General features: G+C 40.4%; 12 protein-coding genes and 1 pseudogene. 6 read left to right on the top strand and 7 right to left on the bottom strand.

The features are described from left to right. Positions 1–194 precede the first annotated feature (194 nt). On the bottom strand, positions 195–569 hold the full coding sequence (locus FTT94_RS15180; RefSeq protein WP_180171057.1) for a hypothetical protein: 375 nt from the start codon (positions 567–569) through the stop codon (positions 195–197). Between the two features lie 254 nt (positions 570–823). Here FTT94_RS15180 and FTT94_RS15175 point away from each other — a divergent pair, with 254 nt between their 5' ends. Then, positions 824–1,519: an ion channel gene (locus FTT94_RS15175; RefSeq protein ID WP_180008803.1), complete on the top strand. Its 696-nt coding sequence runs from the start codon at positions 824–826 to the stop codon at positions 1,517–1,519. A 58-nt stretch (positions 1,520–1,577) separates the two neighbouring features. On the opposite strand, the gene omp33-36 is transcribed toward FTT94_RS15175, so the two are convergent. Further along, the gene (omp33-36, locus tag FTT94_RS15170) at positions 1,578–2,474 is read right to left on the bottom strand and encodes a porin Omp33-36 (RefSeq protein ID WP_180171056.1); all 897 of its coding nucleotides are present in this window, start codon (positions 2,472–2,474) and stop codon (positions 1,578–1,580) included. Between the two features lie 1,096 nt (positions 2,475–3,570). On the opposite strand from omp33-36, the gene FTT94_RS15165 reads away from it, so the two are divergent. Then, positions 3,571–5,277, top strand: a complete 1,707-nt coding sequence (locus FTT94_RS15165) for a diguanylate cyclase (protein WP_180171055.1) — start codon at positions 3,571–3,573, stop codon at positions 5,275–5,277. A 41-nt stretch (positions 5,278–5,318) separates the two neighbouring features. On the opposite strand, the gene FTT94_RS15160 is transcribed toward FTT94_RS15165, so the two are convergent. Continuing rightward, positions 5,319–6,128 (bottom strand): toxin-antitoxin system YwqK family antitoxin, encoded by an 810-nt coding sequence (locus FTT94_RS15160; protein ID WP_180171054.1) that lies wholly within the window; start codon positions 6,126–6,128, stop codon positions 5,319–5,321. Positions 6,129–6,322: 194 nt separating this feature from the next. On the opposite strand from FTT94_RS15160, the gene blaOXA reads away from it, so the two are divergent. Next, positions 6,323–7,174, top strand: coding sequence for a class D beta-lactamase (blaOXA, locus tag FTT94_RS15155; protein ID WP_373686039.1), 852 nt, complete (start codon positions 6,323–6,325; stop codon positions 7,172–7,174). 639 nt (positions 7,175–7,813) lie between these two features. On the opposite strand, the gene FTT94_RS15150 is transcribed toward blaOXA, so the two are convergent. Together FTT94_RS15150 and uvrA are read right to left on the bottom strand one after the other, a co-directional pair. Then, the gene (locus tag FTT94_RS15150; protein ID WP_180116130.1) at positions 7,814–8,077 is read right to left on the bottom strand and encodes a hypothetical protein; all 264 of its coding nucleotides are present in this window, start codon (positions 8,075–8,077) and stop codon (positions 7,814–7,816) included. Positions 8,078–8,136: 59 nt separating this feature from the next. After that, positions 8,137–10,968 carry an excinuclease ABC subunit UvrA gene (uvrA, locus tag FTT94_RS15145; RefSeq protein ID WP_180088773.1) on the bottom strand — a complete coding sequence of 944 codons (2,832 nt, stop codon included), beginning with the start codon at positions 10,966–10,968 and terminating at the stop codon, positions 8,137–8,139. A gap of 179 nt (positions 10,969–11,147) precedes the next feature. Here uvrA and FTT94_RS15140 point away from each other — a divergent pair, with 179 nt between their 5' ends. The 3 genes from FTT94_RS15140 (at position 11,148) to FTT94_RS15130 (ending at position 12,916) form a co-directional block, all read left to right on the top strand. Next, positions 11,148–11,531, top strand: a complete 384-nt coding sequence (locus FTT94_RS15140; protein WP_180127372.1) for a hypothetical protein — start codon at positions 11,148–11,150, stop codon at positions 11,529–11,531. A gap of 134 nt (positions 11,532–11,665) precedes the next feature. Further along, positions 11,666–12,004, top strand: coding sequence for a GlpM family protein (locus FTT94_RS15135; RefSeq protein ID WP_111884495.1), 339 nt, complete (start codon positions 11,666–11,668; stop codon positions 12,002–12,004). 189 nt (positions 12,005–12,193) lie between these two features. After that, positions 12,194–12,916, top strand: coding sequence for a hypothetical protein (locus tag FTT94_RS15130; RefSeq protein WP_180113645.1), 723 nt, complete (start codon positions 12,194–12,196; stop codon positions 12,914–12,916). Between the two features lie 111 nt (positions 12,917–13,027). On the opposite strand, the gene tenA is transcribed toward FTT94_RS15130, so the two are convergent. Continuing rightward, the gene (gene tenA / locus FTT94_RS15125) at positions 13,028–13,693 is read right to left on the bottom strand and encodes a thiaminase II (RefSeq protein WP_078193179.1); all 666 of its coding nucleotides are present in this window, start codon (positions 13,691–13,693) and stop codon (positions 13,028–13,030) included. Between the two features lie 17 nt (positions 13,694–13,710). Then, a pseudogene (locus FTT94_RS15120) lies at positions 13,711–13,818 on the bottom strand (IS5/IS1182 family transposase); the annotation flags it as partial.

Here is a 13,818-nt window from a genome sequence, read left to right as displayed (position 1 = left end):
AATGGAGAAATCTAATCGGTATGTTATACCTGAGAGAAGAGTGAGGAGTTATCCAAGGGTTGTAAAAGGAAAACCTCAAAAATACCCAAGAAAAAGCCAGTCAATCTCTTAACTGACTGGCATTACCTAACAAGGGGCTTTTTTTATATCTAAGTAAATTATATGGAGCAGTGGATCATGGACAAATCTCTGTCCTATTTGCGTGTATAACTTTCTCCATTGACCGACATTCTCCAATGGCCTTGATCATCTTGATAAGGCGAGCGCTGAATGGTGAATTGTTGAGTAAAATCATCCTGACCGATGCTAAAGCTCTGATCACAAAAACTGCTCAAATGGGCTTTTATTCGCGACTGTTCAGCACCACTGAAGGTTTGGTTGGCAATACTTTTTTCAGTATGTTCTTGATGGTAATACGTCACTTCGCCCGACGATTTGATCACTAATTCACTGTGGTTGTTTTGCCAAGTCCCCACATAATTTTCATGGCCTTTGAGGAGCGGACTGTTTTGTGTACAAGCAGAGAGCATGAGCAGACAGAGGGGTGCAAATACGAGATGTTTTTTCATAATGAAATCTACCACGTAGGAGATTTCTTTAAATGTGCGCCTGAATGCTGAAACTTACAATAGGCTTTTTGAGGCTCATAGGTGATAAAAAAACTGAGGCTGAACAGTATGCATATGTGATGTTTTTCAGGACACGCTCAACAAATCTTTGCAGTAGAAGAAACTTACTTCATGCTAATTTAAAATCAATCAGTTGATGATGCTTCAGATCAATCATTTCAGCGCATGAAAAAAAAATATAGAGATTGAAAATAATGCAAGGTTTTGTAGATTTTTGGAAAAGCTTTAGACTTTTACCCTCAGCATGGCTGTTACTGGTGCAGTTTCTGATCTTGGTTTTAACCGCGATTACCCGAGAAAGTCTGTCTTTTCGTGCGCTAATTTGGGTACTTGGGGTGTCGGTACTATTGATCATTGCCAAAGTGATTCGCCAAACTCCAATGTTTACGATTTTAGGACTGAGTTTTGTTGGCTGCGCCGTATTGTTTTCTACTTTGATTATGCTCGGTGTAAATCATCCGAATATTCAAATTATTGCGCATGGTTTTGAAGCCTGTGCGTATTTTAGTGCAGCCTATGGCTTATTACGCTATATGTTTGCCGATCGTTATTTAACCAAAGATGAACTTTTTGCAGCAGGGGCAGTATTTACCCTCATCGCATGGGGTTTTGCTTTTCTCTATAGTATTTGTCAGTTGATTTATCCGGATAGTTTTGTAAATCCTGCAGAGCCGGGCATGCAGTCGTGGTTAGATTTATTATTTTTAAGTTTTAGTTTGCAGTCTGCCACGGGCTTGTCGGATCTCATGCCTGTGAGTGCGCCTGCACGGGTCTTGGCTATGCTTCAAATGTTCTGTGGGGTGATGTATTTGGCTCTCATCGTTTCACGCTTAATTGCATTGCAATATATTGCCCATTTACCGGAACGCCATGAGCCCAAAGACAAATAATGGCAGGAAAAAAAAGGACGCAAATGCGTCCTTTTTGGTATTCAGTATCTAATATGAATTAGAAACGGAATTTAGCATTTACGCCAACAGTTTGAGTGTCGCCAATAAAGCTTGTTTCAGTCGCTTTAGCTGCTTCATAGTTAGCATTTACATAGCTAGCACCAACTGCAACAGCAGGAGTGATAAAGTAGTTTACGTTCGCGCCCCAAGCTGAGTCTGGAGTACCAGCAAAGCTAGATTCAGCGTAAGAAGCACCAACGCTTAATTTAGGAGTTACGAAAAGATCAGTTTTGAATTGGTAAGCAGTGTCATCACCGTAGATGATGCCTGATTCGAAACCAATTGCCATGTTAGTGTCGTCGATTGCGCCAACATATTTAGCACGTGCAGTGATTGCGTCTTGGTCTTGGCCAATAGTTGTAGCTTCAGCAACAGCTTTAGCAACACCGTTACCCATAACGTTGAACGCGTCAACAGCAGCTTGGTCAGCAACGCTAGTGTAACCAACAGCAACTAAGAAGTTTTGAGTTGGAAGCGCACCAACTTCTAATGCATAACGGTCGCCGTTGTCATCAGTGTTGTTTGCATTTTTGCTGTCAAGGATAGTGTGGCTGTAAGACGCGCTTGCATATACAGGAACAACTTTAGTTGGAACATAAGCTTCAGCTTTAGCACCAAAGTTATGAGCAATTACGTCAGTACCTTTTGAACCAACTTCGCCGTAGTTGTAAGCAACAGCTACGTTAGAAGCTTGGTTTAAGAATGCAGCTTCTGCTAAAGGGCCTTTTGTAGAGTCAACATTTTTGAAGTAGTAAGTACCTTGAACACCACCAATGAAATCTTTGTCATTTGTAGTTGTGTCGATGTATTCTGCTTGGCCTTGAACTTCAAATTGGTAAGCTTGAGCACCGGTCATGGCTAATAATAAAGCAGTGGCTAAACCGAGTTTTTTCATGATTTTCTACCAGTTGTTACAAATGGATTAAACATTGAGCATTGTATTGTAACAATATATTAAGTCAATGATCCTAAAGGTTATTATTCAGTCTCTGACTCAGATCTTTATTTCATAATAAGAAATTCAGTTTTTACTCTAACTAATAAGTCACTGAAAAAAAATCATTGAGAACAATTAAGTAAGTTTGATTAAATTCTTAATTAAAAAAATACACTTGAAAAAATACACAACTTTTCAATCTGAAATAACAATTATTATTGTTATTTTAATTCAAAATAACATTTATTGTAGTGGGTAAATTCTAACGCTTTTCACGCATTTGAGGTAATAAATCGGGACTTTGACTGCTGAATTGTTGGGCTAAAACCACTTATTTGTATATTAAATAGACATTTTTGTTTTAAGTTTGAGGGATATGTCACTTAAATATGTGTCTTTGTGATATTTTTAATATCCTAGTGAAATACTTGGCTTTACATCAGGTTTTATTTGATTCATAATTTGCCAATCGAGTCGTCACACGGTTTAAAAGTGTGACTTTGACCCTGATTCTCCATTATTGTTTTTTATTCGCCCAGCTTTCCCCAAGGTTGGGCTTTTTTTTATTCAAAAATGCAACTTTATATTAAAGATAAAATATAGAGCAAATATCTTGTAGAAATAAATGCACTTTTATGGTGCGTTAATAATTCTATTTATCTTTCAATTAAAGTGATATAGACAAAAAAAATCCTGATTTTCAAGGAAAATCAGGATTTTTTAGCCAAAATTTTCGGGAAACTAAAATATTCTGCTGAGGAAGAAATCTAGTGTGCCCTAATACGGTGCATTCTGCACCAATTTATTGCAATTGTAAATATTTATTTAAACAAGTTAATAAAAAATATTTCGCTTTGAAATATGCTGCTGTTTTTTAGCAAATTATCTCGTTCTAAAGTGATAAAAATGTGACAGATTAAGCACATTTATATAGAATTTAGAGCTATAAATGTTCACTTTACAAATTAATAAATTATTGGTCATTAATTTAAATATTCCCGCGTTTAGTTGAGAAGTGGGTTGGGGTATGCAACAAGTGTGGGGCATAAAATAGATGGAAACATTACGAACAGAGCATATTAGTAAGCGCTTGCAACTTGCGATGCTAGTAATCGTCTTGTCTATCGTATTTATCAGTGTTCCATTGATTGTGAGCAGCAATCAACATTACCTCAAAAGTGCCGAAGCGCTGAAAGAAATTCAGATGCTGAAAATGGTGGCAGATTTAACCAACCAAATTTCCCGTGAACGTGCGCCAGCTAACAGTGCAATGTCGAGTCAAGGTGAACAGCGCGAGCAAAAAATTATTGAGTTGGCTGAATATCGTCAAGGCGTTGATCGGCAATATCAAGATACACTGAAAGTTTTAAAAGAAACGGGCTTTGCACCGATCGCCCAGCAGTTAGAGTCCAATTTATATCCATATTTGTTGCAGGGTCGCAAAACGGTCGATCAATATATTGCGCTGCCGACACAACAACGTGAAGCTAAAAAATTGGATCATGCCATTTTGGCGATGTTCCAAGCTTGGGATCAAAGCTATATTGCCATGCAGAAATTGGTCAATCATTCTCATGGTAAAGATACTCGTGTATCGAATTATTACACGCTGATTTTATTACTGGCAGAATTACGTGATCAGGCGGGAAGAGTCGCATCAAATATTATGGCTGCGGTATCATTTCAACAGGAAATTCCAGAGCAAAATTTAGCGCGGAGTTTACAAACCCAGCGTCAAACACGCTATCTATGGGAATTGATCAATGTCGTGCAGTCCGAACATGACAAAACACCTGAGTTTAAACAGTTACATCATGCGGTACGAACGGAATTTTTAGATAAAGGTTTGCCAATTATTGATGGTTTGGCTCAAAAAAGTCTTCAACATCAGCGTTATCGCATGGATGGCACCCAGCTCACTGATGCAATGGTCAATAAATTTGTCACAGTGGTGGAATTGCAAAGTTATATTTTAGATTACAGTCTCAAAGTAGCTGCGGATGAACAACGTGAAGCGCGAAATAAATTGATTTTCACGCTTTTTGTCTCGCTCGTGTCATTACTGACTGCATTATTAACGATGTTCTATGCCAAGAAATGGGTGTTTGAACCTTTAATTCGTGCTCGTAATCAGTTATTTAAACTGGCAGGGCACCGACAAATGGATCAAGGTGTGATTGAACCTGCCAAAGTAGGTTATCTCAGTTTATTTGACGCCATTCAGCATATTGAAAATATGCTAGAACAACGTGATGCCTTTGAGTTTCAGCTTAAACATATCGCCAATACTGACTCACTCACCAATGTCGCCAATCGTTTTGCCTTAGATGAATATATTAAATTTCGCGACAGCCAAAATTCAGGCTTTTTACATACAGCACTGATCGTGATTGATATTGATCACTTTAAACAGGTGAATGACCGCTATGGGCATATTGTCGGCGATTTGGTGATTCAACATGTTGCCAATCAATTACGAAAACATATTCGTTCATCCGACTTGGTGGTGCGATATGGAGGAGATGAGTTTTTAGTCCTGATCGAGGGGATTGATATGCTCAAAGCCCAATACATTGCCGAAACTATACGGCACGATATTCAGAATGTGAATTTTAATTTGGCAGAGGACGAAGCCGATCTCATTGTGACGGTGAGTATTGGTGTTGCAGTGGGTGCCAAAAGCTGGATCGATTTATTAGAGCGCGCAGACCAAGCATTATTTAAAGCCAAAGCTGCGGGGCGTGATCGTGTTTCAGTCTAAACGCAGCTTGGCAGATTCATAAAGTTAGCCAGACAAATGAATTAATCTTCATCTTTATATAATTTATTGCAGGCTTGTTGGTTCATTTGACTACCATCTACATTCCAACACTGGGCTTGGGTAATTTTGCCCAAATCGTACTGAAGCACCGCTTCAGGTTGCCCATTGTTATACCAAATTTTATAACTGTTATGACGAACGCCATTACGATAATAACCTTGGCGTTCTAGTTTGCCGTTTTCAAACCACATTTTCAGCTCGCCAATCAATTTATTGTTTTGAAAATTGGCATAGGTCCACGGTTTACCATTACTGTACCAGCGTTGGCGCAGGCCATGCTCGATACCATTTTTATAATTTTGAGAAAAAGCCAGTTGGCCATTCGGATGCCAAATTTTGTAATCCCCCTGCGACTCGCCATTGATGATGCTACTTTCTTGCTCTTTTATCCCATTGGCAAACCAAAACTCAAGTTTGCCCTCGTACTCCCCATTTTTATAAGCAATGCGGCTACGGGGTTTGCCGTTGGGGAAGAAACTTTCAAATACGCCTGAGCCTTGAATACCATCTGGAAAGTGAATTAAATGTTCACATTCACCGTTTTTAATTTTGCTATTACTCAGAAAGATGGTGGTCAGGGCATTGCCATTGGCATAGACATATTGATTTTCAAAGATTCCTTTGTGTTGAGTCGGGGTACTGAGGGCTTTACATTGCGGCTTATCTTTCCATGGGCTAAGATCGTGGTCTTCTTGTGAGACAAACAGCACCATGTATTCGTTTAGATAGCCATCGGCAAAGCTATATATTGGACATAATAAGAGGCTGAAACTTAAGATAAATTTATTCATTGTTAGTATGCTTTTATATTTAAAAAATTATTCGTTGTTGAGTCCACGATAGGCGTCATCATAAGGATGTTTTGTTTAAAAATAAATATTGGATGCGCTAAGTTTGCAACAGATAGAAGACTGTTGAAAAGTAAACAATTCAGGTTTGAACTTCATCTTATACTATGGGCTTTAAACACCATAAAAATAGTGCAATGAAAAAAATATATCTATCGTTGATGACTGTCCTGAGTTTGTCAGCATGTACAGCAAATGAAGGCATGTTGGATTCATCTCAACACTTAAAACAAACCACTCAAGCCAATTTAGAAAATTCACGGATGAGTGAAATTCCGTCTTTATTTAATCAAGCACAGACACAGGCGGTAATTGTCACATTTGATGGTCAGCGCATGAGCCATTATGGCAATGACTTACAGCGTGCTCAGACAGCATACATTCCTGCATCTACCTTTAAAATGTTAAATGCTTTAATTGGTTTGCAGCATCAGAAGGTGACAACCACTGAAGTTTTTAAATGGAAAGGTGAAAAACGTGCTTTCCCGTCATGGGAAAAAGACCTGACTTTGGGTGAAGCGATGCAAGCGTCTGCGGTGCCTGTTTATCAGGAACTGGCAAGGCGAATAGGTTTGGCGTTAATGCAACAAGAAGTCAAACGGGTCGGTTTTGGCAATGCCAATATTGGCAAACAGGTGGATAATTTTTGGTTGGTTGGGCCGTTAAAGATTACGCCCGAGCAAGAAGCCAAATTTGCGTATCAGCTTGCGACAGAGAAATTACCGTTTGATGTCGCGGTACAAAAGCAAGTCAAAGACATGCTTTATATTGAAAGCCGTGGGGATGCGAAGTTGTATGCCAAGAGTGGTTGGGGCATGGATGTTGAACCCCAAGTCGGTTGGTATACCGGTTGGGTGGATGATGGTCATGGCAAGATCATGTCGTTTAGTTTGAATATGCAGATGGCAGCAGGGGATGATGTGGCAGAGCGTAAGCAGTTAACTTTGGATGTGTTGGATAAGTTGGGTGTGTTTCATTATTTACGTTAATTTTTTGAGTTTTAAGTTTGCATGTCCTCGCTTTGCATTGGGGTTGAGTTTCCATTGTGTAGGACGTTGCTACTTTTGAAAGCACAAAAGTAGGCAAAATGCTTTTGTTTGGTTGAAGGTAAGTCCGAAAAGTTCCAGTTGAATGTATAAATAATGGTGCGAATTTTGTTGATGGATTTAGTTAAGGTTATTTTCAAAAAAATATGCTTTTCTAAACGTCCTCGCTTTGCATTGGGGTTGAGTTTCCATTGTGTAGGAGATCCCTACTTTTGAACGCACAAAAGTAAGCAAAATGCTTTTGTTTGGCTGAGGGCACATCCGTGCTGCCCCACTCAAACAGGCGACATCCATGTCGCCGTCATGTGATTGAATATTGTGAAGAACAAGAATTTATGTAGAAATGGCTTTGTTTAAGCTCGTATAAAGTAATTTTCTAGCCTCTAAAATTTTAAATCTATATTGAGCAGTTGTTTCAACATTGATAGCTCCATTTTTACAAAGTGTATAAGCGTTAAATTTTCCGAGTAATTCGCCATAAATTCTTAGCTTTTCTTATTGTTCAATATATCCATGTAAAAGAATTAAACCTTCATTTTTGCTAAGCAAATTAAAGTCATTAAAAAGTGCGTGTCTTAGAGGTTAAAGTCTATCTGAAATCTCATTAAGAGCTAGTTGAGATTGTTTTGTTTCAAATTCAAAAAATGCCCAAATTTTTAAAACGAGATGATTTATTTCCTCGAGATCTTTGGAAATATTGGTCAATAAATTACGATTATATAGAAGGTTATCTTTTGCTACTGATGCTGAAATATTTGCCTTTTGATTTAAGTAGGTAATTACGCCAGTTATCAGTGCTCCTAAACCAATTTTTACGGCTGTATCAATTATCTCTAATAAAGTCATATAAATAAAAAACGGTGAATGAATCACCGTTTTATCATGCACTTAAAGGAAAGAGAATCTTATTTCAACATCGGCTTTAAAAATTTCGCTGTATGCGACACTTTATTCTTCGCAACAACTTCAGGTGTACCTTCGGCAATAATCATACCGCCACCCGCACCACCTTCAGGGCCTAAGTCCACAATCCAATCGGCAGTTTTAATCACATCCAAGTTATGCTCAATCACTACAATGGTATTGCCCTTATTACGCAGCTCATGCAGGATGTCGAGCAACTTGGCAATATCATGGAAGTGTAGACCAGTTGTTGGTTCATCAAGCACATACAAGGTTTTGCCTGTATCGCGCTTCGCCAACTCACGAGCCAATTTGACACGCTGCGCTTCACCACCTGAAAGTGTGGTTGCAGACTGACCCAAACGGATATAGCCCAAGCCCACTTGGTTCAAGGTTTCCAAACGACGGTGGATCACAGGAATGGCATCGAAGAAATGCATCGCATCTTCAACCGTCATTTCTAAGACATCAGAAATGTTACGACCTTTATAGCCAACTTCTAACGTTTCGCGGTTATAGCGCTTGCCGTGGCAGGCATCACAAGGCACATACATATCAGGTAAGAAGTGCATTGCAACCTTAATCATACCGTCGCCTTCACAGGCCTCACAGCGACCGCCTTTCACGTTAAACGAGAATCGACCTGCAGCATAGCCACGTGCTTTGGCTTCAGGGGTTTGCGCAAACAGTTCACGAATAGGGGTAAACAAACCGGTATATGTTGCAGGGTTTGAACGTGGTGTACGACCGATTGGGCTTTGGTCAATATCAACGACTTTATCGAGGAACTGTAAGCCATCAATCGAATCAAATTTCTCAGCCGTTAATGTGGTTGCACCATTCAATTGAGTCGCTGCAAGCGGCAATAATGTCCGGTTAATCAGCGTCGATTTACCTGAACCTGATACACCTGTCACACAGGTCATCACACCTAAAGGAATAGTCAAATCGACATTTTTCAGGTTATGACCCGCAGCGCCCATTAACTTAATTTGCTCTTCAGGTTTTGGCGGTTGTGTTCGTGTTTTCGGCACATCAATACTGAGTTTTCCTGATAGATATTGACCGGTTAATGAATCTGGATTTGCCAAAATTTCGTCATACGTCCCTTCGGCAATCACATGACCGCCATGCACACCTGCACCTGGGCCGATATCAATAATATGGTCAGCCGCTCGAATGGCATCTTCATCATGCTCTACAACGAGCACGGTATTACCAAGGTCACGTAGGCGAACTAAGGTTTCAAGCAAGCGGTCATTATCACGCTGATGTAGACCAATTGACGGTTCATCAAGGACATACATCACGCCCATGAGGCCCGCACCAATTTGTGAAGCCAGACGGATACGCTGTGCTTCACCACCCGATAGTGTTTCTGCCGAACGCGATAAACTTAAATAATTCAAACCCACAGAGACGAGGAAGTGCAAACGTTCACGGATTTCTTTGAAAATCTTGTCGGCAATTTCGCCTTTGGCACCGCTTAAGTTGAGGTCTTGATAATAGCTTTCAGCATCGCCGATCGACATTTTGGTGATTTGCGCGATGGTTTTATCTTTAACTCGGACATGGCGTGAAATTTCATTGAGACGTGAGCCACCGCAAGCATCACATGCAGCATTGGATAAATACTGTGCTAAATCTTCACGCACGTAGTTTGATTCGGTTTCACGGTAACGACGCTCTAGGTGCGGTAAAATCCCTTCAAAGGCTTGCACACGTTTGTGCGAACGACCACGCTCATCAATATAGCTGAGGTCAACTTTTTCCTTGCCTGTACCATAAAGGAATTTCTTTTTGGTGTCGGCATCGAGTTCATTCCACGGTGTGTCTAAAGAATAACCAAAATGATCTGCCACTTTTTGGATCATGCTGTAGTAATACGGACGTTGACGGTCCCAACCACGGATTGCCCCTTGGCTAATCGAAACTTCATTATTGGGAATCAGTTTGTCAGCACTAAAATGGCTGCGTGTGCCTAAACCATCACAAACAGGACAGGCACCGAATGGATTATTGAAGGAAAATAGACGCGGTTCCAGTTCACCTACGGCACGTTCACATTCAGGGCAGGAGTGTTTGGCTGAAAATACGCGGTCTTCTTGTTCGCCTTTCATCCATGACAAAATGGCAATATCACCGCCCATGCGTAAAGCCGTTTCAAAACTTTCTGCAATCCGGTTGCCAAGATCATCACGTACTTTAAAACGGTCGACCACCACTTCAATGGTGTGCTTTTTCTTTTTGTCTAATTCGGGTGGTGTGTCGATATCAATAACTTCACCATCGACACGGGCACGGACAAAACCCTGACCTTGTAATTGTTCAAATAAGTTGGTGTATTCACCCTTACGGTCACGGACCACAGGGGCAAGCAACATAAGCGCCGTGCCTTCTTCTAGACCTTTGACGGTATCGACCATTTCAGACACAGTCTGAGCCACCATCGGGAGGTCATGTTCAGGACAATACGGCGTGCCGACACGGGCATAGAGTAGACGTAAATAGTCGTAAATTTCGGTGATTGTTCCCACTGTTGAGCGTGGGTTGTGGCTCGTTGATTTTTGTTCGATGGCAATCGCAGGACTCAAGCCTTCAATCGAGTCAACTTCGGGCTTTTCCATTTGCGAAAGGAATTGGCGTGCATAGGCAGATAAGGACTCAACATAGCGACGTTGACCTTCAGCATACAAGGTATCAAAAGCCAAAGAGGACTTCCCTGAACCAGAAAGACCCGTAATGACCACAAACTTGTCGCGTGGAATATCGAGTGACACATTTTTTAAGTTATGGGTACGTGCGCCTCGAATACGGATATGGCTTTGGCTCATGCAAGGGGTCCTAAAATATTCATCGAAAAACCTATATATGATAGCGCATGAAAAATGTTCAAGTGTAATTTAAACCTAGATTTATGCGTGACTTTGTGAGAAAAATGGCCGAATCAAAATATAGCTGTCTGTGCCGATGCCCTAAAACATCCGCAAATCAGCAATCTAGGACTTTTAACATGAAATGGCAACTTCATCTCAATCCAACATTAGGTGTGATGGGTTTATTGATGTGTAGTGTGTTTTTGAGTGCATGTACCCCGAACCACACACCGAAAGCGCAAAAATATGACAGCTTAGAACAAGCAACTTTGGCGCTGAATACCGAAAGTGAAAAAATTGATCTGTATATTGCGAAATTAGGTCAAGCCAAAACAGAAGCTGAAAAAAAGCAGCTGGCCTGCGAAAAAATTCCTCAACAGTTTGATTTGGTTTTGGCAATTGTTGAAAACAATCAACATTTGATGAGTGCTGAAGATTTAAAAGTTCAAGCGCAGTTTAAGCAAATGGCTGAGCAACAAAAAGCGCGCTTTACATCTAGCCTATGGTGTAAAGGTGCATAAAGATAAAAGCGCTATGACTTTTTTGAGTTCATCGTTTAAATCTCCTGTGTCATGTGCATAACAATCCATTGGAAAATCTCAGGACTATCGCAGAAAAGGCGTAAAATGCAGTTTTCTCGAAACTATAGAATGCCATGTTGTCCTTATTTCTCAAAAGCTTAATGGGTGCCTTTGTTGTGGTATTAATTGCTTTGCTGTCTAAAAGTAAGGCGTTTTATATTGCAGGTTTGGTTCCATTGTTTCCGACTTTTGCGTTGATTGCTCATGTCATTGTGGCAAATGATCAGGGTGCAGCCGCATTACAAAAAACTGCACTGTTTGGACTCTGGTCTCTTATCCCCTATTTCATTTATTTATTGATGGTGTACCTGCTCGCAACACGTGTGAGTTTAACGGCATGTTTGAGTGTAGCAACGTTGAGTTGGGTGCTTGCTGCGGCTGTTTTGATTTATGCATGGCAGAGTTTTCAGTAAGCATCAAAAGCCTATATCGATGCTGATTTAGATCAATTTTTTATGGGTTCTAGATCATTTATAAAACTATAGATTTGGCTAAAATTATGATGAATTTCCAATCGTTAAATGTGTGATTTGGAATGTAAGTATTTGAATAATTAATTATAATTCTGACAGAACAGCAAATAATCATGATAAGAGCAAATAATGTTAAAACAATTTTGGGTGATCATCTGCCTCATGTTTTCAAGCCAAATCCTGTGGGCTGAAGACAGTCAAATCCTCGCGTTTGAACAGTTTATTGACCCTGCAGCCGAGCAGCGTTATAGCGTGAGCGTGCCTGCGGTCGGGCAAAATGAACAGCTATGGTCTGTGGTATATATGGTGCTACAAACCAACCAAGTTCCTGACAATACTGTTCTGGACTTTAAAGTCGTTCCCCAAGGCTTATTATTGAAAAATAATCCTGCACAAAAAATACAAGAGTATGCTTTTGATGGTGTACAGTTGGCACAGAAAAAAGACTATGTACTGTCCCAATTCTCAGATTTGAGTGAACAACTGGAAGATCAAACTGGCAAGAAAGTGCAGGATGCATCAATCTTTGATATTAGTCGTGCCCATGTATATGCCCGCGTAGAAGATTGGGTGCCTGACTATAATGCACAAGCTACTCAACTGAATATTGAACTGGGAAAACTCAATGAAATGCAAGTCAAAGGGCTTTATTTCATTTTAGGCAAAGGTGAAAAGCCCAAAGATTTATTGGCTATTGCTCAACTAGATCCGATGGTCAAATCACAATTTCATTCAGAAGAGATGCAGGAACGCAAAGCAGCACGCAGTGAGTTGCGTGAAGCACGTTTTGCGATTTTTTTGGTGATTATCGCGATGGGGATTTTTCTCGGATGGTATCGTTTTAAAAGCTAATGCCTGAAATGATCGTGCATGGTCATTCTAAAAACCGAATCTAACCATATTAAAAAAGGATCTAAAAGCAATTTTAGATCCTTAAATTTTTATACAGCTAAAATCACAGGTTTATTCAACGGGCCATGTGCGCTGTTGATACGCACTGTCCCAAAACATCCATTCTAATTTTGCGCCGTTCGTATAAGCCGCATGCATTTTTTCACGTGTATCTGCATCGCAGCGAGCCGCCACTCGATCAATAGTTTGAATCACGTTTTGCACAGCAGTATTGAAGTCTTCACCTGAGTAGGTGTCGATCCATGCTTGGTAAGGGTTATTAGGCACAGATTGGCTGACAATGGCTTTGCCGACTTCAGCATAGATCCAAAAGCAAGGCAGGAGTGAGGCAAGGACCACAGGGTAACTTTCTGACCATGCTGTCGCTGTTAGAAACGAAGTGTAATGATGGCAAGCAAGGGTCAGTGGAGTATTTTCAAACTGTTCTTTGCTAATGTTGAAACCTTGCATAAAGTCATTGTGCAGACTACGTTCCACCACGATGGCAATTTTTGCCGCTTCAGAAAACTGAATCACATCGTCGGCATCAAACGCCTTGGCTGCACACACTGCAAGCGCACGACCATAGGCCAATAAATAATGGGCATCCTGAATGACATAGTGGCAAAAGGCATCGCGGCTTAAGCTGCCCTGAGCCAATTCCTGATTAAACGGTAGATGGAGAATCTGCTGATATAACGCGGTATTACGTTGCCAAACTTCTTCAGAAAAACGCATTAGATTTCTTTCATAAGTCATTTTTCACTCAGCTCCAAGTTATAAATTCCAGCAATTAGATTGAATCTTAATGCTAGTCTTTTGCCTCGATTGCGATATCGCTCAGCAAGAATTTTGAAGGTTTT

It is taken from the genome of Acinetobacter sp. YH12027, assembly GCF_013420085.1.
Lineage (GTDB): Bacteria > Pseudomonadota > Gammaproteobacteria > Pseudomonadales > Moraxellaceae > Acinetobacter > Acinetobacter amyesii.
This window is presented reverse-complemented; position numbering and strand designations above follow the sequence as displayed.

What these genes read in the sequence shown, in the direction of transcription:
- blaOXA (WP_373686039.1), top strand. Translation starts at nt 6,323, where the DNA reads ATGAAAAAAATATATCTATCGTTGATGACTGTCCTGAGTTTGTCAGCA.
- FTT94_RS15150 (WP_180116130.1), bottom strand. Translation starts at nt 8,077, where the DNA reads ATGACTTTATTAGAGATAATTGATACAGCCGTAAAAATTGGTTTAGGA.
- FTT94_RS15180 (WP_180171057.1), bottom strand. Translation starts at nt 569, where the DNA reads ATGAAAAAACATCTCGTATTTGCACCCCTCTGTCTGCTCATGCTCTCT.
- FTT94_RS15160 (WP_180171054.1), bottom strand. Translation starts at nt 6,128, where the DNA reads ATGAATAAATTTATCTTAAGTTTCAGCCTCTTATTATGTCCAATATAT.
- tenA (WP_078193179.1), bottom strand. Translation starts at nt 13,693, where the DNA reads ATGCGTTTTTCTGAAGAAGTTTGGCAACGTAATACCGCGTTATATCAG.
- omp33-36 (WP_180171056.1), bottom strand. Translation starts at nt 2,474, where the DNA reads ATGAAAAAACTCGGTTTAGCCACTGCTTTATTATTAGCCATGACCGGT.
- FTT94_RS15135 (WP_111884495.1), top strand. Translation starts at nt 11,666, where the DNA reads ATGTTGTCCTTATTTCTCAAAAGCTTAATGGGTGCCTTTGTTGTGGTA.
- FTT94_RS15140 (WP_180127372.1), top strand. Translation starts at nt 11,148, where the DNA reads ATGAAATGGCAACTTCATCTCAATCCAACATTAGGTGTGATGGGTTTA.
- FTT94_RS15165 (WP_180171055.1), top strand. Translation starts at nt 3,571, where the DNA reads ATGGAAACATTACGAACAGAGCATATTAGTAAGCGCTTGCAACTTGCG.
- uvrA (WP_180088773.1), bottom strand. Translation starts at nt 10,968, where the DNA reads ATGAGCCAAAGCCATATCCGTATTCGAGGCGCACGTACCCATAACTTA.
- FTT94_RS15175 (WP_180008803.1), top strand. Translation starts at nt 824, where the DNA reads ATGCAAGGTTTTGTAGATTTTTGGAAAAGCTTTAGACTTTTACCCTCA.
- FTT94_RS15130 (WP_180113645.1), top strand. Translation starts at nt 12,194, where the DNA reads ATGTTAAAACAATTTTGGGTGATCATCTGCCTCATGTTTTCAAGCCAA.